The sequence below is a fragment of the Pseudonocardia sp. genome (assembly GCF_050250275.1).
In the GTDB taxonomy this organism is placed as follows: domain Bacteria; phylum Actinomycetota; class Actinomycetes; order Mycobacteriales; family Pseudonocardiaceae; genus Pseudonocardia.
This window is the reverse complement of record NZ_JBFWOY010000059.1, coordinates 1-19,782: the sequence shown is the minus strand read 5'-3', so window position 1 is coordinate 19,782 and position 19,782 is coordinate 1. Positions and strand designations below refer to the sequence as shown.

Sequence of the window (19,782 nt, the reverse complement as noted above, 5' to 3'; positions counted from 1 at the left end):
CGTAGTTGAGCGCGCCGGCGCCGGCGAAGAAGTCGAGGTAGCTGTTGCCGTCGACGTCGGTGAGGCGGCTGCCGCGGGCGGTGTCGAACACGACCGGCCAGTTGCGGCAGTAGCTGCGGACCTCTGATTCGAGATCGCCGAAGACGGTCGTGTCGCCACGGGCGTCGGAGGGTCGCCGGACGGACGGGGTCGAACCGGCGGCGGGCGTCTCGAGCATCGTGCTCCCCAATGTGGTGCGGGCGTGCGGAGAATCGGTGAGGGCGGTCGTCGTCATCTGGTGATCACTGCGTCTCGGGTCGTCGTGACCGGCGGGCGGCCGGCCGTGAGCGGATGTCCGGCGTCGGTGTCGTCGTGTGTCGCCGTCGTGGTGTGTCGCCGTCGTGCGTGCCGCCGGTCAGGCCGCGAACGGGCCGATCCGGTGCAGGATCTCCGGCTCGTGGCCGTCGCCGAGCTGTGCGGCGGAGAACAGCTCGGAGGTGACGAGGCGGGCCGCGCGGCGCTCGGCGAAGGCGGCGAACAGGCGCTCCGAGGCGTCGTTGTCCGGCGTGATCGTCGTCTCGAGGTGGTCGATGCCGGGTACGCGGTCGACCAGGGCGTCGAGCATGCGGCCGGCGACGCCGAGACCGCGGGCGGCGGCGTCGACGGCGACCTGCCACACGACCAGGGTGTTCGGGGAGTCCGGGCGGCGGTAGCCGGTCACGAAGCCGACGGGCTCGCCCGCCGGGTCGTCGAGCCGGGCCAGGACCGAGGTCTCGGCGAAGTCGCGGCACCAGAGGAGATAGGCGTAACGGGAGTTGAGATCGAGCACCTTCGACTCGGCTGCGAGCCGGGACAGATCCACACCGTCATCGACCGTGGGCTGGGAAATCAGCACGGTCGGCGCAGTACTCGGCGGGCGTTCGGGGGCTTCCTCGTGCACCGTCATGGTGGTCGAACGTAACAAGTGGTCTGCCGACGCGCAGCACGCGCACAGCGCCGACCTGCGAAAACAGAAAACCTGTGTGAGGTGGTCCACGAAAATGTTTAGCCGTCGCGACCAGCGGGAACGGGTCGCCGATCTGCGGGCGAACCCGCGTCCCCGCCGGCCGCGACGGCAGGTCGATCAGGCCATCACGAACCCGCGATAGCCGTCCTTCGCGACATCGGTGCACGTACTCGCGTACGACGCCATTCCCCCTGCGTAGGGCATGAACACGCGCGGTTTCCCCGGCACGTTCGCGCCCAGGTACCAGGACGTGGACGCGCGTGGCAGCAGCGTCCGGTCGGCGGCCCGCTGGACCTCCTCGCCCCACTCCCGTTCGGCGGCCTCCGTCGTCTCGATCCGGGTGAGGCCGCTGTCCCGGGCGTGCTCGAGGACGTCGGTGATCCAGCCGACGTGCTGCTCGATGCACGTCGGCATGTTGGTGAGGACCGACGGGCTGCCCGGTCCGGTGATCGTGAACATGTTGGGGAAGCCGGCGACCTGCAGGCCCAGGTACGTCTTCGGCCCCTCGGCCCACCGGTCGCGCAGCTCCACACCGTCGCGGCCGCGGATGTCCATGCGCAGCAGCGGGCCGGTGAGGGCGTCGAAGCCCGTCGCGAACACGATGCAGTCGAGCGGGTACTCCCGCTCGCTGGTGCGCATGCCGGTCGCGGTGACCTCCTGGATCGGCGTGGCCCGGACGTCGACGAGCGTGACGTTGTCGCGGTTGTAGGTCTCGAAGTACTGCGTGTCGATCGGGGGCCGCTTCGTCGCGAAGCCGTGGTCGTCGGGCAGCAACCGTTCGGCGACCTCCGCGTCCTGCACGATCTCGCGGATCTTGTCGCGGATGAAGTCGGACGCCGTGTCGTTGGCGGCCTGGTCGGACAGCAGGTCCGCGTAGGCCGCGCGGAACCGCAGCCCACCGAACTCCCAGGCGTCCTCGTAGGTCGCGGTGCGCACGTCGTCGGTGACCGACAGCGCGGAGGTGCCGCTGATGAGGAACGGGTGGCCGTTGGTGGAGGCGCGCTGGACGGCGCGGATGTCGGCGTACTCCTGCTTGATCCTGTCCGACACCTCGGGCGGCATGGGGCCGTTGCGGGCGGGGATCGAGTAGTTCGGGGTCCGCTGGAAGACCGTGAGGTGCTCGGCCTCGGCGGCGACGACCGGGATGGCCTGGATGCCCGTCGACCCGGTGCCGACGATGCCGACGCGCTTGCCGGTGAAGTCGACCTTCTCGTGCGGCCACTGCCCGGTGTGGTACCAGTCGCCGCCGAACGAGTCGAGGCCGGGGATGTCGGGCACGTTGGCCGACGACAGGCACCCGACCGCGGTGACCATCCAGCGTGCGGTCCAGGTCCCGCCCGTCTCGGTGCGGACGGTCCAGGTGCCGGCGGCGTCGTCCCACCGCGCGGCGGTGACCCGCGTGTTCAGCCGGATGTCGGGGCGGAGATCGAAGCGGTCGGCGACGTGGTCGAGGTAGCGCAGGATCTCCGCCTGGCCGGCGTAGCGCTCCGACCAGGTCCACTCCTGCTGGAGCTCCTCGTCGAACGAGTAGGAGTAGTAGTAGCTCTCGGAGTCGCAGCGGGCGCCCGGGTAGCGGTTCCAGTACCAGGTGCCGCCGACGCCGTCCGCGGCCTCGAGCACGACCGCTCCCAGCCCGAGGCGGCGTAGCCGGTGCAGCATGTAGAGCCCGGCGAACCCGGCGCCGACGACGACCACGTCGACGGTCTGATCTTCGGTCATGAGTCCCTCCACTCTGAGGGTGCAGCTCGACGCCGGCGGGCGCACGTCGAAGCGACGGACAGGGGTCGCAATAGAGTAACGACCGTTCCACGAAACCTGACCGTGCTGCGCGCCGCATCCGGAGCCGGATGCTCAGTACGCCGGGCGGTACCCCGGGTAGGCCAGCTCCGGGCGGTCGACGATCACGCGGCCCAGCGGGACGATCGACACCGGGATCAGCTTGATGTTGGCCCACGCCAGGGGAATCCCGATGATCGTGACCGCGAGCGCGATGGCCGTGGCCAGATGGCCCAGCGCGAGCCACCAGCCCGCGAAGATGAACCAGATGACGTTGCCGACCGCCGAGGGGGCTCCGGCGTCGGGGCGGCGGACCAGGTCGCGGCCGAAGGGCCACAGCGCGTAGTTGGCCATCCGGAACGAGGCGAGCCCGAACGGGATCGTCACGATCAGGATGCAGCAGATCACGCCGGCAACGGCGTAGCCGATCGCGAGCCACAGCCCGCAGAGCACCAGCCAGATGACGTTGAGCACCGTGCGCATCGCGGGTCCACCCTCTCACCCGGCGCGGTCGTCCGGACCGTCCAGTGTGCCCGCGTCCGGACACGGCCCGCCACACCGTGGCCACGCCCGGCCGGCCCCGGAGCCCGCAGCGGGTTGGAGACCTCGCCGACCGGGTAGCGCCGGTCATGAGCCAGGAGTTCCGCAAGGGTGACAAGGTCCGGTGGAGGAGCCACGGCGGCACGGCCGAGGGTGAGGTCGTCGAGAAGATCACCTCCGACACCGAGGCGGGCGGCCGGACGGTCCGGGCGTCGCCGGACGAGCCGCAGTACCGGGTGCGCAGCGACCGCAGCGGTGGCGACGCCGTCCACAAACCGGACGCCCTCGAACGGATCTGAGGCAATAGATCGTGGCCGGCACGAGTTGGACACGGCATGAGCCGCAGCGTCAGGATTCCCGGTCCGGACCATCCCATCACCGTCGAGCCCGGCGGCGTGCGCGTCGTCGTGAAGGTGGGCGGGCACGTCGTCGCCGACTCGACGAGGGCGCTCGCCCTGCGCGAGGCCGACTACCCCGTCGCCTGGTACGTCCCGCGCGCGGACGTCGACGCCACGGTGCTGTCCGACAGCGACACCACCACCTACTGCCCGTACAAGGGCGACGCCACCTACGTCACCGTGACGACGCCGGAGGGCTCGGTCCAGGACGCAGCATGGAGCTATGTCGAGCCGTACGAGGCGGTGGCGCCGATCGCCGGGCACCTCGCCTTCTACCCGAACCGCGTCGAGGTCGTGGTCGGGGACGCCTGACCTCCCTGCCGTTTCCGGGGCACTGCTCCTGAATTGTGTCGCCGATCAGGACTACCTCCCGCTCGTCGCGCTCCTCGGCCACCGCGGGCGCCATCCGCGACGCGATCGGGAAGGTCTCGCACGCCGTCCCGGGCGACGAGGACATCGCCCGCGTCCGGGCCCGGCTCGCCGCCGGCGGCCGGCCGTTGGCCCCGCTGCACTCCGTCCGCCCCGGGGGACCGGGCACCGGCTGACCGGACATCTCCGGGTATTCCCGTCCGGGGCCGAGACAGCATCACGCTGACCTCGGCCCCGTTCGTGTGCGACCGTGGAGGCGTGCACCACGTCGCGACGCTGCCCGGACCCGGCGCGGTCCTCGTCGGCCGCCGCTGGCTCGACGGCGTCGGTTCCCCCGCCGGTCTCTGACGCCGGGCGCCGTCACCGCGCCCCAGCCGTCCCGAACCGAAGGCGAACCCGTGCCCGACACACCCCTGCACCTCGGCGTCGCACTCGACGGCGCCGGCCGCCATCCCGCCGCCTGGCGCGAGCCCGGCGCCCGCCCCACGGAGCTGCTCACCGCCGGCTACTGGGCCGATCTCGTCGCCGAGGCCGAACACGGCCTGCTCGACCTGGTGACGATCGACGACGGCCTCGGCCTGCAGTCGGCCGACCCGCTCGCCCCCGACGACCGCACCGACCAGGTCCGCGGCCGCCTCGACGCGTCGATGCTCGCGGCCCGGATCGCCCCGCTGACCAGCAACGTCGGCATCCTGCCGACGGTCGTCCTCACCCACACCGAGCCCTTCCACGTGTCGACGACGATCGCGACGCTCGACTACGTCAGCTCCGGTCGCGGCGGGGTCCAGGTCCGGGTGGCCGCCCGCCCCGACGACGCCGCGCTCTTCGGCAGGCGCACCCTGCCCGCCGACCGCGACGACCTGCTGCACGAGCTGTTCGGCGAGGCCACCGACGCCGTCGAGGTGATCCGCCGGCTCTGGGACAGCTGGGAGGACGACGCGATCATCCGCGACGCCGCGACCGGCCGGTTCGTCGACCGCGACCGCCTGCACTACATCGACTTCGAGGGCTCCCACTTCAGCGTGCGCGGGCCGTCGATCACACCGCGCCCACCCCAGGGGCAGCCGGTCGTCGCCGCGCTCGCGCACCGGGCGGAGCCGTTCGCGCTGGTCGGGACGTCGTGTGACCTCGGGTTCGTCACCCCGCGCGACGCCGCCGACGCCCGCGCGATCGTCGCCGTGATCCGGGAGGCGCAGTCCGGGGCCGGCCGTTCCGGCGACACCGTGCACGTCTGGGCGGACCTGACGGTCGTCCTCGACGACGACGCTGCCGCCGCCCGCGACCGGCGCGCCCGCCTCGACGCGACGGACCCGTACACCGACGACGCGCAGGTGTTCGCCGGGTCGCCCGCCGAGCTCGCCGACCTCCTCGCCGACCTGCGCACCGCCGGGCTCTCCGGGTTCCGGCTGCGCCCGGCCGTCCTGGCCGACGACCTCCGCCACGTCACCCGCGGGCTCGTCCCCGAGCTGCAACGACGCGGCCTGTTCCGCACCGGCTACGAGGCGTCGACGCTGCGCGGGCTGCTCGGCCTGCCCCGCCCCGCCGACCGTTACGCGTCCACAGGGAGCACCCGATGAGCCGTAGGCAGATGCACCTGGCCGCGCACTTCCCCGGCGTCAACAACACGACGGTCTGGAGCGAGCCCGAGTCGGGCAGCCAGATCGAGTTCTCCTCGTTCGCGCACATGGCCCGCACCGCCGAGCGCGCCAAGTTCGACTTCCTGTTCCTGGCCGAAGGCCTGCGGCTGCGTGAGCAGAACGGCGCCATCTACGACCTCGACGTCGTCGGGCGCCCCGACAACGCGACGATCCTCGCCGCGGTCGCCGCCGTCACCGAGAAGCTCGGCCTGGCCGCGACGATCAGCTCCACCTTCAACGAGCCCTACGAGGTCGCCCGGCGGCTCGCATCGATCGACCACCTGTCCGGCGGACGCGCCGCCTGGAACGTCGTCACCTCCTGGGACAGGTTCACCGGTGAGAACTTCCGCCGCGGCGGCTACCTGGCCCAGGGCGACCGCTACCTGCGCGCCAAGCAGTTCCTCGACACCGTCATGACGTTGCTCGACTCGTGGCGCGGCGACGAGATCGTCGCCGACAAGGCTTCGGGTGAGTTCCTGCGCGCCGGCGACGCCGGCCGCTTCGACGTGCACGTCGACCAGTTCGACATCCGCGGACGCTTCTCCGTGCCGCGCGGCCCGCAGGGCCGGCCGGTCGTGCTGCAGGCCGGTGACTCCGACGAGGGCCGCGAGTTCGCCGCCGCGAGCGCCGACGCGATCTTCACCCGGCACGGCTCGCTGGAGGCGGGGCAGGCGTTCTACACCGACGTCAAGCGCCGCCTCGCCGCGTACGGCCGCACCGAGGACCAGCTCAAGATCCTGCCTGCCACCACCTTCGCCCTCGGCGACACGCAGGCCGAGGCCGAGGAGCGCGGGCGCGAGATCCGCCGCCAGCAGGTGAGCGGCCAGACCGCGCTGCGCTTCCTCGAGCAGGTGTGGAACCGCGACCTGTCCCACCTCGACCCCGACGGCCCGCTGCCCGACGTCGACCCGCTCGTCGTCGACGCCGACGCCCCCCGTGTCTCGCAGGGCCGCGCCGCCGACCGGATGTACCGCGACCCGCTCGCCACCGCTCGCGAATGGCGGGAGCGGGCAGAGGCGAACAACCTCTCGATCCGCGACCTGATGACCGAGGTGACGTCGCGGCAGTCGTTCGTCGGCACCCCGCAGGCGGTCGCCGAGGAGATGGAACGGTTCGTCGAGCAGCGGGCGTCCGACGGGTTCATCCTGGTCCCGCACATCACCCCGACGGGTCTCGACGAGTTCGCCGACACGGTCGTGCCGATCCTGCAGGAGCGCGGCTCGTTCCGCGCCGACTACACGGGCACGACGCTGCGCGACCATCTCGGCCTGGCCCCGCTCGACGCCCCCGCCACTGTCTGACACCCCACCAACACCTGAGGAGAGCACCCGCGTGCCCGTTCTGCAGATCGTCGTCGGCAGCACCCGGCCCGGCCGTGCCGGCGCCCCCGTCGCGGCCTGGACCGCCGAGCAGGCCCGAGCCCACGGAGGCTTCGACGTCGAGGTGCTCGACCTCGCCGAGATCGACCTCCCGATGTTCGACGAGCCGATCCACCCCGTCCGCGCGCAGTACACCAACCCGCACACGAAGCGCTGGTCGGAGACTGTCGCGCGCGGCGACGCGTACGTCTTCGTGACGCCCGAGTACAACGGCTCCTACGCGGGTGTGCTGAAGAACGCGATCGACTTCCTCAACCACGAGTGGCGCTACAAGCCCGCGGGGATCGTCTCCTACGGCGGCGTCTCCGCCGGTACCCGCGCCGCCGTCGCGCTGCGCAGCGTGCTGACGACGCTGCGGATGGTGCCGGCGGTCGACGCCGTCCACATCCCGTTCGTCGGGGAGAAGATCGCCGAGGACGGGACGCTCGTCGCCAACGACATCATGGTCGCGGCGGCCAAGACGATGTTCGACGAGATCGAGCGCCTGCGGACCGGCATCACCCCGCTGCGCCCGGCCCCCTGACCCTTTCCTGGGGTGCCGGGACGCCGGCCTGACATCCGCACGCAACCTCACTGCTGTCGCTGGGCGGATCCACAGCGGTGAGGTTGCGCGCGGCTTCTCCCGCGTCGGCCCTCGTGGTCGCGGCTGTGCACGTGCAGGGCGGGCCCCTCCCCCGCGCGGATGACGAGTTCCGTCATCGTCACGGCTCCGCCGGTGTCGCCGGTGCCCGCGAGGCCGTGGCCGGAGCCCGTGGACAGGGCGAACGGGACGCCCTCGCCGGGCGCGCGGCGGTACGGGACGGGCTCGTCGGACATGGGCCGCCTCCTCGCGGGGCCGCCGACCGTACGCGTCGCATCCACCGCGAGGACCGGAATACCCGGGCGCCCGCGCGGTTGGCACCGACATGGCCACTGCGATCGTCGCCACCGCGTTCGGCGGGCCCGAGGTGCTGTCCGCCGTCGACATCGACGTCCCGGCGCCCGGGCCGGGCGAGGTCACGGTGCGGGTCCGGGCCGCGGCGCTCAACCCGATCGACCACAAGCGCTACAGCGGTGCCTTCGGCGTCGACCCCGCGCAGCTCCCGATGCGGCTGGGCAACGAGGCGGCGGGCATCGTCACCGCGGTCGGGCCCGGGGCGGAGGGGCCGGCCGGCCCGATCGCGGTCGGTGACGAGGTGGTCGTCCACCCCGCGCCCGGTGCGTTGGCGGAGGAGATCACCGTCGCGGCGTCGCGGGCCGTCCCCAAGCCGGTGGGGGTGTCGTGGGAGGTCGCCGGGTCGGTGCTGGCGGTCGGTGCCACCGCGGTGCACGCCCTGGAGGCCGCGCACGTCGGTGCGGGTGACACCGTCGTCGTGCACGGGGCGTCGGGCGGGGTGGGGTCGATCGTCACCCAGCTCGCGGTGGCCCGCGGCGCGACCGTGATCGCGACGGCGAGCGAGGGCCACCACGCCACCCTGCGCGACCACGGCGCCGTTCCGATCGCCTACGGCGACGGCCTGCTCGACCGCATCCGGGCCGTGGCACCGTCCGGTGTGGACGCTGCGATCGACACCGTCGGCACCGACGAGGCCGTCGACTCGTCGCTGGAACTGGTGGCCGACCGCGGGCGCGTCGTCTCCATCGTGGCCTTCGGGCGGGCGGCCGACGGTATCCGGCTGCTCGGCGGCGGCCCCGGCGCGGACCCCGGCACCGACATCCGGGCGAACGCCTGGCGGACCCTGCTCCCGGCGGTCGCCGACGGGTCGCTGCAGGTCGTCGTCGCGAGGTCGTTCCCGCTCGCCGAGGCGGCCGACGCGATCCGGCTCGTCGAGACCGGGCACGCCGGCGGCAAGGTCGTGCTGCTGCCCTGACGCGCGGTCCGTCCCGTCCGGACCGCGCGGCACGGGAGCGGGGCACCGACTCGTCACCCCGTCGACACCCGATCGACCTGAGGAACGGCCCGGAACTGGGTACGGTCCCACCCAGAGTCGCCCCGGGTGGTCACGCGGGGCTCCGTTCGTGGGAGGTCGCACCGTGGTCAGCCCCCGTCGTGCCCAGACGATCGCCTATCCGGCCACCGGTGCGCGGCCGCGCATGCGCGACAACGAGCCGCTGGCGCCGCACGTCATCGTCCTGTTCGGCGCGACCGGCGACCTCGCCAAGCGCAAGCTCATCCCGGGCATGGCCTACCTGGAGCGGTCGTCGCTGGCACCGGACATCCGGGTCGTCGGCACCGCGATGGAGGACATCACCAACGACGAGTTCCGGGCGTTGGCGCGCACCGCGATCGAGTCCTTCGGGATGCACAAGCTCGACGAGCAGGGATGGGCCCAGTTCTCCGACCGGCTCACCTACGTCCCGCAGAGCGCCGGCCCGGAAGGGCTGTCGGCGGAGGTCAAGCGGGCCCAGGAGCTGCTCGGGCCGGACTGCCGTCGGCTGCATTACCTGTCGGTCCCGCCCAAGGCCGCGACCGCGGTCATCGGCATGCTGCGCGACGCCGACCTGGTCGCGGACTCGCGCGTCGTCATGGAGAAGCCGTTCGGGTCCGACCTCGACACCGCGATCCGGCTCAACGACTTCGTCCACGAGGTGTTCGACGAGTCGCAGGTCTTCCGGATCGACCACTTCCTCGGCAAGGAGGCGGCCCAGAACATCCTGGCGTTCCGTTTCGCCAACGGGCTGTTCGAGCCGATCTGGAACCGCAACTTCATCGACCACGTCCAGATCGACATCCCCGAGACCCTCGGCCTGGACCTGCGCGCCAACTTCTACGAGTCCACCGGCGCGTTCAAGGACATGGTCGTCACGCACCTCATGCAGGTGCTGGCGTTCGTCGCGATGGAGCCCCCGACCGCGCTGGAGCCGCGCGCGATCAGCGAGGAGAAGAACAAGGTCTTCCGGTCGCTGCTCCCGATCCACGCCTCGGACGTGGTGCGCGGGCAGTACGTCGGCTACCGCGACGAGGAGGGCGTCAGCCGCGAGTCCGACACGGAGACCTTCATCGCGCTGAAGGTCGGCATCGACAACTGGCGCTGGGCCGGTACCCCGTTCTACCTGCGCACGGGCAAGAAGATGGCCGAGGGCATGCGGATCATCTCGATCGCCTTCAAGGAGGCCCCGCGGACGATGTTCCCGACGGGCTCGGGCGTCGGGTCGCAGGGCCCCGACCACCTGACCTTCGACCTCGCCGAGTCGGGCCGGGTGTCGCTGTCGTTCTACGGCAAGCGCCCGGGGCCGGGGATGCGGTTGGAGAAGCTCTCGCTGCAGTTCTCGACGCAGGACACCGAGCACGGCGGCGACGTCCTCGAGGCCTACGAGCGGCTCATCCTCGACGCCATGCGCGGCGACCACACGCTGTTCAACACCGCGGAAGGCATCGAGTCGCTGTGGGAGCGGTCGGCACCGCTGCTGGACGACCCGCCGCCGGTGAAGAGCTACCCGGTGGGCACCTGGGGTCCCAACGCCATCCACCAGCTCATCGCGCCGAACGCGTGGCGGCTGCCGTTCGAGCGGGCCTGGCGGGAGTGAGCCACACCCCCGCCCCGGCGGCGGGCCGGGACCGACGGGCACCCTTCCGGGGCGGGTCGGGACCGGCGGGCCGCCGGGTCAGGCCGCCCGGTGGGCCGAGGGGCGCAGGTCGGCGCGGCGCGGGTGCGCCTCGCCGGTTGCGGGCGTCGGGACGGCGGTGGCGCCGGTCCTGACGGTGGAGCCGGCCCGGGCGCGGCCGCCGTCGCGCGGGCCGCTGCGCTGCAGCACGACCAGCACGACCAGCCCGACGACCAGCACCGCGTGCCCGGCCAGCCGGCCCGCCTCGACGCGCCCCGCGAGGGCGTCGACACCCGACGTCGCCGCCAGCACGGCGGTGAACGCACCGAGCGTCGCGACGAGACTGCCCGCCGGCCGGGTGCGACGCAGCGCGACCACCAGGAACCCCACCCCGACGGCGACGTTCCAGGCCGCGCTCTCGTGCCCGAGATGGGCGAGCGCGGCACCGCCGAGGACACCACCGTGATGACCGGCGCCCGCGGCGTCGAGCAGCCCGGTGACGCCCAGCGCGAGCTGCGCGACTCCGGCGGCGGCGAGCAGCGCGTGCAGGACGTCGGCACGGGGCCGGTCGGGGACGACATCGGGGAGGGTCCCCGGGTCGAGGGCCGCCACTCCGGACGTGACGAGCCGTGTCCTGGTCAGCCGCGTGATGCGGGCAGCGCGGTCGTGGAACGCCCGGCAGTCCGCACATCCGGCGAGGTGGGCGTCGGTCGCCGTGACCTCGCCGGGGCGGTCCTCACCGTCCAGACGCGCCGACAGCGCCTCGCGACAGGTCGCACAGTCCATCGCCTTCGGGCAGGTCAGCCCGCGGCGGGCGCGACGACCTCGTCGAGGACCCCGCGGCGGACGTCGTCGACCAGGTCGGCGAGCTGGGCGACGCTCATCTGGATCCGCTGGCCGAAGTCGTCGGTGATGACGATCCGCTTCTCCGCCTCGGCGGTCTCGTCGACGAACAGCTCGGGGCATCCGCAGTTGCAGCTTCCGCAGAACGTGGCGATGTGGCGCATGTGGGAGAGGTCGTCGCCGTCGGGCCCCCGGTTCCCGCAGGATGCCGATGTCACCCGGTCGTGTCGGGACCCGGCTGCCTACGGTCTGGCGCATGTTCCGCCGGACCGTCCCCGCCGCGCCCGCCCCGGCCGATCCCGTGACGGCGTGCGCGCTGGCCGCGGCGGCGGGCGACCGCGCGGCCCTCGACGAGTTCGTCCGCACCACCCGGGCCGACGTCCGGCGGTTCCTCGCCCATCTCGCCGGCCCGGCCGAGGCCGACGACCTGGTTCAGGACACCTACCTGCGGGCGGTCCGCTCGCTGCCCCGCTACACCGGCGAGGGCCCGGCGCGGGCGTGGTTGCTCGCGATCGCGCGGCGGGCCGCGGCCGACGCCGTCCGCAGCGCGGTGCGCCGGCCCCGGACGACGGGCGTCGACGACTGGTCCACGGTCGCCGTTCCCGGCGCCCGGGTGTCGGCCGCCGACGAGGCCGTGCTGCTCGCGGACCTGGTGACGGGCCTGGAGCCCGACCGGCGGGACGCGTTCGTCCTCACCCAGGTCCTCGGGCTGGGCTACGCGGAGGCGGCGCAGGTGTGCGACTGCCCCGTGGGCACCGTCCGGTCGCGGGTGGCGAGGGCGCGCGAGGACCTGGTCGCGGCGCTGGAACCGGGCCGGGCCCGCGCCTCGGGCTGAGCGGGTACCCGCCGGGTCAGGACTCCCGGTCGGCCTGCGGCTCGCGCGACCTGGTGGCCTTCAGCGACCCGGCGTGCGCGGTCGCGGAAGGGTCGTTGCGCGTCTTGATCAGGCTCGCCACCGTCACCACGATCAGGATGCCGACGATCACGCCCAGGCTCAGCGGCGTCGGGATCTCGGGCACCGACGGCGCGATGTCGACGTGCAGCCAGTGCAGGACGAGCTTCACCCCGATGAAGGCGAGGATGACGGCCAGCCCCGTCGAGAGGTAGACGAGCCGGTCAAGCAAGCCCTTGACCAGGAAGAACAGTGCGCGTAGGCCGAGCAGCGCGAAGGCGTTGGCCGCGAAGACGATGAATGCCTCCGAGGTCACGCCGAACACCGCGGGGATGGAGTCGAGCGCGAACAGCAGGTCGATGCCACCGATCGCGACGAGCACGATGAACAGCGGCGTCACCATCCTGCGGCCCTGGAGGCGGGTGAAGAGCTTGCCGCCGTCGTACTCGTCGGTGACCGGGAAGACCCGGCGGGCGATCTTGACCAGGCCGTTGTCCTCGACGTCGGGGTCCTCGTCGCGGTGCCGGAACAGCTGCACCGCGGTGAAGAGCAGCAGCAGGCCGAACAGCAGGAACATGAACGAGAAGTAGTTGAGCAGGGTGGCGCCGACGGCGATGAAGATGGCCCGCATGACGAGGGCGAGCACGATGCCGAAGGTCAGCACCTTGTGCTGGTGTTCCTCGGGCACGGCGAACGTCGACATGATGATCACGAAGACGAACAGGTTGTCGACCGACAGGCTCTTCTCGACGATGTAGCCGGCGAAGAACTCGGTGCCGAACTGCGCGCCTGCCGTCATCCAGAAGACGACGCCGAAGGCCACCGCCACGGCGATGTAGAACAGCGACCACAGCACGGCTTCGCGAAAGCCGACCCGGTGTGGGCGGGCAGCGGCGACGACCAGGTCGATGGCGAGCAGGAGCACGACGAGGCCGATCGTCACCCCCCACCAGAGTGCGCCGATCTCGAGCACCGCGGTTCCCTCCCCGACAGGGCCACCCAGAACCGGACGATTCGGGTGATCGGGTCCACCTTGCCACGGCTCGCGCCGCAGGCGGCGGGCGCCGGCGCGCCCAGGCTGGAGGCCCGCGCCCGCACCCGCCCGTCCGATTCGTTCACGACCGGCGCGCCTCGCGGCGGCTAGCGTCCGGCGCCATGGACCACCGGCTGAGCATCGTCACCGTCGCCGCGCACGACCTCGACGCGGCGCGTGCCTTCTACCGTGACGCGTTCGGGTGGGACCCGCATCTCGACGTGCCCGGCGAGATCGTCTTCTACCAGGTGGCGGCGGGCCTGCTGCTCGGGTTCTTCGAGATCGGCTCCTTCGACCGCGACCTCGGCGTACCGCCCGGAACGACGACCGGCCCGGCCGGGATGACGCTGGCCCACAACGTCGGCGACCGGGACGCGGTCCGTGCGCTCGCCGACGCCATGGCCGCGGCAGGCGGCACGGTGCTGAAGCCACCGCAGGCCGGCGAGTTCGGCGGGGTGTTCCACGCGCACGTACGTGACCCGAACGGGGTGCTGTGGGAGATCGCGCACAACCCGTCGTGGCGGATCACCGACGACGGCACGGTCGAGCTGGGCTGAGACGCCCGGCGCACACCGTCTCTAACTGAGACGGGCCGGGCCGCCGGGACAGGGCAGGCTCGTCCGATGGCCGACGGCACGTCCCTCGACGAACCGATGGTCGCCCGCTGGGGCACCGAGCATCCGGCGGCCCCGCTGGTCGTCGCCCTGCACGGCAACGGGACGAGCGAGCACTCGTTGATCGAGCTGTCGCCGTGGCTGCCCTACGGCCCCGTCGCCTACGTGTCGGTGCGGGGACCCCACGCCGGCGGCAAGGGATACGAGTGGTTCCCGCTCGTCGACGGCACCCCGGACGCGGACGCCCTCGCCGCGACGACGAGCTGGCTGCTGCGCTGGCTCGACACCGAGGGCGACCCGGAACGTCCGGTGCTGCTGCTCGGGTTCCGGGAGGGTGTCGCGCTCGCGGGCGCGTTGATGCTCGCGGCGCCGCACCGGTTCGCGGGCGCTGTGCTGCTGTACGGCGCGCTGCCGTTCGACGCCGGTGTGGCGATGCCGCGGGCGGCGCTGGCAGGGATGCCGGTGTTCCTGGCACACGGCAGCGACGACGTCCGCACCCCGCCGGAGCTGTTGCGCCGCACCTGGGACTGGCTGACCCGCCACAGCGGCGCGCCGGTGTGGGCGGAGCGGGAGGCGGGCGGCGACCAGCTGGCGGGCAAGGTCGTCGGCGACCTGGGGACGTGGCTGGGCGACCGCCTGGACTGGGTGCACGCGCACGGCGAGAACCCGTTGCCCGACGGCGGGGAACCGGTCTGGCCGACGCTGCCGGGCGGGCGCCTGCCGGCCCGCGCCGGGGAGCCGCCGCAGGTGACGACCGGCGTGCCGCAGCACCAGACGTCGCAGAACGGGCCGGCGGACCTCGCCGAGGCGCTGTGGCAGCGGATCTCCGCATTGGGCGGGGTGTCGACGGGTCCGACGCGGGTGGGGGTCGAGGGCACCCGGGCGCTGATGCTCGACCGCGCGACGGGCACGGCGGCCGACGACGCGTTCGTGCTGCCCGACGCCGGCGAGTTCGCCCACCTGCACCCCGCGCCCGACCACAGCCTGCACGTCGTGCTGCCCGCCGGGCAGGCCTACGACGCCGTCGGCAAGGGCTGGGCGGTGCCGCACCCGCTGGCCGGGGTGCGGGTGAGCGCGGGGATGGTGCTGGTCCCGGGCCCGCGCGACCCCGCGGAGCTGGAGACCGTCACCGGGATCGTCGCGGCGGCGCACCTGCACGCGCGCGGTTGACGCACCCGGTCGGCACGGCCGGTCGGCGCGCAGCTCCGACGCGATCCGCGGCGCCCGCCCCGGGTCACGACGACAGCGCCCCGCACAGCGCCTCGAGCGCGCCCGGCCACGCGCTGTCCGAGGGTGTCGCGTAGCCGACGACGATCCCGGCCGGCCCCGGTGCGGCGCCGGGATGGCGCAACGTCGCGAGGCCTTCCACCGCGAGCCCGTGCCAGGCGGCGGAGCGCTGTACGTCGGCCTCCGTGCCGTCGGGGAGCGTGAGGACGACGTGCAGCCCGGCCGCCAGCCCCCGGACTCCGACGTGCGGGGCCCGTTCGGCGAGCGCGGCGACGAGCTGGTCGCGGCGGCGCCGGTAGGTGCGCCGCCGCCCGCGGACGTGCCGGTCGTAGGTGCCCGAGGAGATCAGATCGGCGAGGACGAGCTGCTCCAGCGCGCTCGTGACCGACGGCCCGGGGTCGGGGGATCCGTCGTCGATCTCCGCGACGACGTCGGTGGGGGCGACCATCCAGCCGAGTCGCAGGCCGGGGGCGAGGGCCTTGCTGGCGCTGCCGAGGTGGACGACGTGTTCCGGGTCGAGGCCCTGTAGCGCCCCGACGGGCTGGCGGTCGTAGCGGAACTCCCCGTCGTAGTCGTCCTCGACGACGAGGCCGCCGGTGGTGCGGGCCCACTCGACCGCGGCGGCGCGCCGGGCCGGGTCGAGTGCGACGCCCATCGGGAACTGGTGGGCGGGGGTGAGCAGGACGGCGCCGACGTCGGGGCCGAGGGTGTCGGTGCGGGCGCCGCGCTCGTCGACCTCGACGGGCGGGATGCGCAGCCCGGCACCGAGCAGCAGGTTGCGGTGGATGTGCAGGCCCACCGACTCGACGGCCATCGCCCGCACCCCGCGCCGGCGCAGGACCTCGGCGAGCAGCGTCAGGCCGTGCGACATGCCTGCGCACACGACGATCTGCGAGGGGTCGGCCCGGACACCGCGGGCCCGGGCCAGGTGGCCGGCCAGCGCCTCCCGCAGCTCCGGCCGTCCCCGGACGGCGCCGTAGCCGAACGCCTCGTCGGGTGCCGACGCCAGCGCCCGCCGCGTCGCGCGCAGCCATTCCGCGCGGGGGAAGCTGCCGACGTCGGGGCGGCCGGGCCTGAGGTCGTGCCGCGGCGGCGACGTGCGGGGTGGCGCCGGCCGCAGCGGGTCGCGCAGCGCCGCGGGCGCGCGGTCGGCGACGCGGGTGGCCGATCCGTGGCGGGCCGTCAGCCAGCCCTCGGCCACGAGCTCGGCGTAGGCCTCGACGACCGTCGTCCGCGCCAGGCCGAGGTCGGTGGCCAGCGACCGGGTCGCCGGCAGCCGGGTCCCGGGTGCGAGCCGGCCGGACCGGACCGCGTCGCGCAGTGCGTCCGTGAGCGCGACCCGCACCCCGCGGCCGTGGTCGACCGCCAGCTCCAGGTGCAGGTCCGCACCCGCAGAAGTGGTCCGCGAACTCATGTCGGTATTGGACCACACTCACGGGCCACCATCGACGTAGCGTTGTGCCCATGACACAGCCGACCACCGCCCCCGACCGCGCCCCCGAACACCCCGCCCGCCTCAACATGGCCGAGCGCACGCCCGACGTCTACAAGGCGATGATGCGGCTCGACGGAGCGGTCCGCCGCGCCGTCGACCCGGTGATCAACGAGCTCGTCAAGATCCGCGCCTCGCAGATCAACCACTGCGCGTTCTGCATCGACATGCACACCAAGGACGCGCTGGCCGCGGGCGAGAGCGTGGAGCGCATCGTGCAGCTCCCGGCGTGGAGCGAGTCACGGCACTTCTACTCGCCGAAGGAGATCGCCGCGATCGAGCTCACCGAGGCGATCACCGTGCTCACCGACGGGTTCGTCCCCGACGACGTGTACGCCCGCGCCGCCGCGCACTTCGACGAGACGGAGCTGGCCAACCTCATCGCCGCGATCACGGTCATCAACGCCTGGAACCGCTTCGCCGTGTCCACGCGCATGGTGCCGGGCCACTACACCCCGGGCGCGCACTGACCGTCCCGTGCGCCTCAGGGCCGGACCGTCGCCAGGAACGCGTAGCGGTTGAGGCTGAAGAAGTACTCGTCCTCCGCGGCCCTGGCGTCGAGGTCGGCGAGCCACGCGGCGGCGTCCTCGGCGGTCACCCCGCGCCTGCCCGGCACGAACGCCGCGATCGTCTCCTTGATCGTCGTGCTGAACGTGTCGGCGTGCAGCCGCGGGTTGAAGATCGGGACGACCCGCTGGTCGGTGACCTCGAACCCGCCGCGGCGCAGCAGACCTGCCAGGCGCCGGGGCAGCCGGGCGTCGGCGAGATGCTCCTCCCAGGCGTCGATGATCCGGTCCTGCAGCGCGCGGTCGGCCACGTTCCAGACCAGCGAGTCCCAGTCGGTGTCGAGGACGACCGCGCGCCCGCCCGGCTTCAGCACCCGGCGCAGCTGCGCGACGGCCGTCGGCATGTCCGCGACGTACTCGTAGACCTGGGTGCAGACGGCGACGTCGAAGCTCTCGTCGTCGAAGGGCAGGGCGAGCGCGTCGCCGGTGCCCACCGTCGTCCACGGCATCGACGCGCACCGCTGCCGGGCGAGGGCGTTCATCGCCTCGCTCGGGTCCATGCCGTGCACCGCCCCGCCCGGGCCGACAGCCTCCGCCATCGAGGCCAGCAGGTACCCGGGCCCGGACCCGATGTCGAGGACGCACTCGCCGCGCCGCAGCCGCAGCATGTCGAGCGTCTGCGCCCGTTGCGCGACGACGTCGCCGGTCGCGTAGCTGCGGTCGAGCCGCCTGGCCTCGTCGTCACCGAACTCGAGCATCGCCACGTCCCGGAGGCTAGCCCGCGGGCGCCGCAACCGCGTTAGGGTCGGCCGGGCCCGACGGACGGCGAAGGAGCCGCGACGTGGACTACACCGAGTACCGCCGCCACGACGCCGTCGGGCTGGCCGAGCTGGTCGCGAAGGGCGAGGTCTCCGCCGCGGAGCTGCTGGAGACCGCGATCGCGCGGGCCGAGGAGGTCGAGCCGCGCCTCCACGCGATCGTGCGGCCGATGTACGAGATCGCCCGGGCCCGCGCCGCCGGGCCGCTGTCCGGCCCGTTCGCGGGGGTCCCGTTCCTGATCAAGGACCTGGGCCAGCACTACGCCGGCCTGCCGACCGGCGCCGGGTCGCGTTCGCTGGTGTCGCACCCGCAGCCGGTGCACGCGACCGTCGTGCAGCGCTGGCTCGACGCGGGGCTGGTCCCGTTCGGGAAGACGAACACCCCGGAGTTCGGGGCGAAGGCGATCACCGAGCCGGAGGCGAACGGCCCGACTCGCAACCCGTGGGACACCGGCCGCACGCCGGGCGGGTCGTCGGGCGGGTCGGCGGCGGCGGTCGCGGCGGGCGTCGTGCCGGTCGCGGGCGCGTCCGACGGCGGCGGCTCGATCCGCATCCCCGCGGCGTGCTGCGGGCTGTTCGGGCTCAAGCCGGGCCGGGGCCTGCTGCCCGACGGGCCCGACGTCGCCGAACGACTCCACGGCGCGGCGGTGAACGGTGTCGTGTCCCGGTCGGTGCGCGACACCGCGGCGATGCTCGACGTGCTCGCCGGCCCCGACCCGGGCGGGCCCTATCCGACGGCGCGCCCGGCCGAGCCGTTCGCCGACCTGGCCCGCCGCGACCCGGGCACGCTGCGCATCGGCTTCTCGACGACGTCCCCGCTCGGCACCCCGGTCGACCCGCAGGCCGTCGCCGCGGTGGAGGACGCGGCCGCGCTGCTGGCCGGCGCGGGCCACGACGTCGAGACGGCGTCGTCCGGTGTGGACGAACGGCAGCTGGCCTCGGACTTCCTGACGATGTGGTTCGCCGCCGTCGCCGCGCACGTCGCGGAGACCCGCACGCTGACCGGCTGCGGGCCGGACGCGTTCGAGCTGGACACCCGCGTGATGGCCGCGGTGGGGCGGGCGACGTCGGCACCGACGTACATCGCCGCGCACGGCCGCTGGAACGACCACACCCGCAGGCTGGCGGCGTTCCACGAGCGCTACGACCTGCTGCTGACACCCACGCTGGCCCGCCCGCCGGTGCGGATCGGTGAGCTGGCCGCCCCGGAGGCGGTGCAGCGCGCGAGCCGGGTGCTGCTGCGCGCACACGCGGCGGGCCTGCTGGCGAGGACGAACGTGCTCGACACGCTGATCGACCAGAACCTGTCACCGGTGCCGTTCACACAGCTCGCCAACATCACGGGCCGGCCGGCGATGTCGGTGCCGCTGTACCGGACACCCGAGGGTCTGCCACTGGGTGTGCAGTTCGTCGGTCCGCTGGGCGGGGAGGGCCGGCTGCTCGCGCTCGCGACCCAGCTGGAGGCCGCCCGGCCCTGGGCCCACAGGGAGCCGCCCCTCTGACGGGAGTGGGGTTCACCCCCTGGGGAACGGGGGCGCACTCGATCGTCACGGGGCCTCGCGGACGGCAGAGTTCTCCTCACCGGAACGAACCCCCACCGCACGAACCCCACTGCACGAAACCCCACACCGAAAGAGGCCCACGATGTTCAAGTCCTCCTGCCACTCCGGTTCCAAGTACAGCGGCCACGACAAGTCCTGGAACGACGACTACGGCAAGCACTGCGGCTCGGAGTACAAGACCCACAA

General features: G+C 73.3%; 22 protein-coding genes and 1 pseudogene. 13 read left to right on the top strand and 10 right to left on the bottom strand.

Annotated features, from left to right (window positions below):
* The 4 genes and pseudogenes from AB7F12_RS31005 to AB7F12_RS30990 form a co-directional block, all read right to left on the bottom strand.
* Positions 1 to 274: pseudogene (locus tag AB7F12_RS31005) on the bottom strand (diaminobutyrate--2-oxoglutarate transaminase); the annotation flags it as partial.
* Positions 275 to 394: 120 nt separating this feature from the next.
* On the bottom strand, positions 395 to 925 hold the full coding sequence (gene ectA, locus AB7F12_RS31000) for a diaminobutyrate acetyltransferase (protein WP_428500569.1): 531 nt from the start codon (positions 923 to 925) through the stop codon (positions 395 to 397).
* Between the two features lie 177 nt (positions 926 to 1,102).
* A complete protein-coding gene (locus AB7F12_RS30995; protein ID WP_428500568.1) occupies positions 1,103 to 2,704 on the bottom strand; it encodes a flavin-containing monooxygenase in 1,602 nt (533 codons plus the stop codon).
* A gap of 132 nt (positions 2,705 to 2,836) precedes the next feature.
* A complete protein-coding gene (locus tag AB7F12_RS30990; protein ID WP_428500567.1) occupies positions 2,837 to 3,244 on the bottom strand; it encodes a YccF domain-containing protein in 408 nt (135 codons plus the stop codon).
* Positions 3,245 to 3,390: 146 nt separating this feature from the next.
* On the opposite strand from AB7F12_RS30990, the gene AB7F12_RS30985 reads away from it, so the two are divergent.
* The 6 genes from AB7F12_RS30985 to AB7F12_RS30960 all read left to right on the top strand — a co-directional run bounded on the left by AB7F12_RS30985 (position 3,391) and on the right by AB7F12_RS30960 (position 7,607).
* Positions 3,391 to 3,600 (top strand): DUF2945 domain-containing protein, encoded by a 210-nt coding sequence (locus AB7F12_RS30985; protein ID WP_428500566.1) that lies wholly within the window; start codon positions 3,391 to 3,393, stop codon positions 3,598 to 3,600.
* 36 nt (positions 3,601 to 3,636) lie between these two features.
* Positions 3,637 to 4,011, top strand: a complete 375-nt coding sequence (locus AB7F12_RS30980) for a DUF427 domain-containing protein (protein WP_428500565.1) — start codon at positions 3,637 to 3,639, stop codon at positions 4,009 to 4,011.
* Positions 4,012 to 4,046: 35 nt separating this feature from the next.
* Positions 4,047 to 4,244, top strand: coding sequence for a DUF3349 domain-containing protein (locus AB7F12_RS30975; protein WP_428500564.1), 198 nt, complete (start codon positions 4,047 to 4,049; stop codon positions 4,242 to 4,244).
* Positions 4,245 to 4,466: 222 nt separating this feature from the next.
* Positions 4,467 to 5,645, top strand: coding sequence for an LLM class flavin-dependent oxidoreductase (locus AB7F12_RS30970; RefSeq protein WP_428500563.1), 1,179 nt, complete (start codon positions 4,467 to 4,469; stop codon positions 5,643 to 5,645).
* A complete protein-coding gene (locus AB7F12_RS30965) occupies positions 5,642 to 7,006 on the top strand; it encodes an NtaA/DmoA family FMN-dependent monooxygenase (RefSeq protein ID WP_428500561.1) in 1,365 nt (454 codons plus the stop codon). Before AB7F12_RS30970 ends, AB7F12_RS30965 begins: the two co-directional genes overlap by 4 nt.
* Before the next feature lie 31 nt (positions 7,007 to 7,037).
* The gene (locus tag AB7F12_RS30960; RefSeq protein WP_428500560.1) at positions 7,038 to 7,607 is read left to right on the top strand and encodes an NADPH-dependent FMN reductase; all 570 of its coding nucleotides are present in this window, start codon (positions 7,038 to 7,040) and stop codon (positions 7,605 to 7,607) included.
* 47 nt (positions 7,608 to 7,654) lie between these two features.
* On the opposite strand, the gene AB7F12_RS30955 is transcribed toward AB7F12_RS30960, so the two are convergent.
* Complete coding sequence (locus AB7F12_RS30955) at positions 7,655 to 7,900, bottom strand: hypothetical protein (RefSeq protein ID WP_428500559.1); 246 nt, start codon at positions 7,898 to 7,900, stop codon at positions 7,655 to 7,657.
* An 89-nt stretch (positions 7,901 to 7,989) separates the two neighbouring features.
* Between AB7F12_RS30955 and AB7F12_RS30950 the strand changes: the two genes are divergently transcribed.
* The gene (locus AB7F12_RS30950) at positions 7,990 to 8,934 is read left to right on the top strand and encodes a quinone oxidoreductase family protein (RefSeq protein WP_428500558.1); all 945 of its coding nucleotides are present in this window, start codon (positions 7,990 to 7,992) and stop codon (positions 8,932 to 8,934) included.
* Positions 8,935 to 9,097: 163 nt separating this feature from the next.
* A complete protein-coding gene (gene zwf / locus AB7F12_RS30945) occupies positions 9,098 to 10,591 on the top strand; it encodes a glucose-6-phosphate dehydrogenase (protein ID WP_428500557.1) in 1,494 nt (497 codons plus the stop codon).
* Positions 10,592 to 10,669: 78 nt separating this feature from the next.
* On the opposite strand, the gene AB7F12_RS30940 is transcribed toward zwf, so the two are convergent.
* Positions 10,670 to 11,395 (bottom strand): zf-HC2 domain-containing protein, encoded by a 726-nt coding sequence (locus AB7F12_RS30940; protein WP_428500556.1) that lies wholly within the window; start codon positions 11,393 to 11,395, stop codon positions 10,670 to 10,672.
* A 14-nt stretch (positions 11,396 to 11,409) separates the two neighbouring features.
* A complete protein-coding gene (locus AB7F12_RS30935; RefSeq protein ID WP_428500554.1) occupies positions 11,410 to 11,670 on the bottom strand; it encodes a hypothetical protein in 261 nt (86 codons plus the stop codon).
* Between the two features lie 38 nt (positions 11,671 to 11,708).
* On the opposite strand from AB7F12_RS30935, the gene AB7F12_RS30930 reads away from it, so the two are divergent.
* A complete protein-coding gene (locus tag AB7F12_RS30930; RefSeq protein ID WP_428500553.1) occupies positions 11,709 to 12,287 on the top strand; it encodes a sigma-70 family RNA polymerase sigma factor in 579 nt (192 codons plus the stop codon).
* Positions 12,288 to 12,303: 16 nt separating this feature from the next.
* On the opposite strand, the gene AB7F12_RS30925 is transcribed toward AB7F12_RS30930, so the two are convergent.
* Positions 12,304 to 13,317 carry a TerC family protein gene (locus tag AB7F12_RS30925; RefSeq protein WP_428500552.1) on the bottom strand — a complete coding sequence of 338 codons (1,014 nt, stop codon included), beginning with the start codon at positions 13,315 to 13,317 and terminating at the stop codon, positions 12,304 to 12,306.
* 182 nt (positions 13,318 to 13,499) lie between these two features.
* Between AB7F12_RS30925 and AB7F12_RS30920 the strand changes: the two genes are divergently transcribed.
* Positions 13,500 to 13,934 carry a VOC family protein gene (locus AB7F12_RS30920; RefSeq protein WP_428500551.1) on the top strand — a complete coding sequence of 145 codons (435 nt, stop codon included), beginning with the start codon at positions 13,500 to 13,502 and terminating at the stop codon, positions 13,932 to 13,934.
* 66 nt (positions 13,935 to 14,000) lie between these two features.
* A complete protein-coding gene (locus tag AB7F12_RS30915; protein WP_428500550.1) occupies positions 14,001 to 15,161 on the top strand; it encodes a phospholipase in 1,161 nt (386 codons plus the stop codon).
* A gap of 64 nt (positions 15,162 to 15,225) precedes the next feature.
* Here AB7F12_RS30915 and AB7F12_RS30910 read toward each other — a convergent pair whose 3' ends face one another.
* Positions 15,226 to 16,632, bottom strand: a complete 1,407-nt coding sequence (locus AB7F12_RS30910) for a PLP-dependent aminotransferase family protein (protein WP_428500548.1) — start codon at positions 16,630 to 16,632, stop codon at positions 15,226 to 15,228.
* Between the two features lie 50 nt (positions 16,633 to 16,682).
* Between AB7F12_RS30910 and AB7F12_RS30905 the strand changes: the two genes are divergently transcribed.
* Positions 16,683 to 17,180, top strand: coding sequence for a carboxymuconolactone decarboxylase family protein (locus tag AB7F12_RS30905; protein WP_428500547.1), 498 nt, complete (start codon positions 16,683 to 16,685; stop codon positions 17,178 to 17,180).
* 14 nt (positions 17,181 to 17,194) lie between these two features.
* Here AB7F12_RS30905 and AB7F12_RS30900 read toward each other — a convergent pair whose 3' ends face one another.
* A complete protein-coding gene (locus AB7F12_RS30900) occupies positions 17,195 to 17,974 on the bottom strand; it encodes a methyltransferase domain-containing protein (protein ID WP_428500570.1) in 780 nt (259 codons plus the stop codon).
* An 83-nt stretch (positions 17,975 to 18,057) separates the two neighbouring features.
* Here AB7F12_RS30900 and AB7F12_RS30895 point away from each other — a divergent pair, with 83 nt between their 5' ends.
* Positions 18,058 to 19,536 (top strand): amidase, encoded by a 1,479-nt coding sequence (locus AB7F12_RS30895; protein WP_428500546.1) that lies wholly within the window; start codon positions 18,058 to 18,060, stop codon positions 19,534 to 19,536.
* The last annotated feature ends 246 nt before the right edge of the window (positions 19,537 to 19,782 follow it).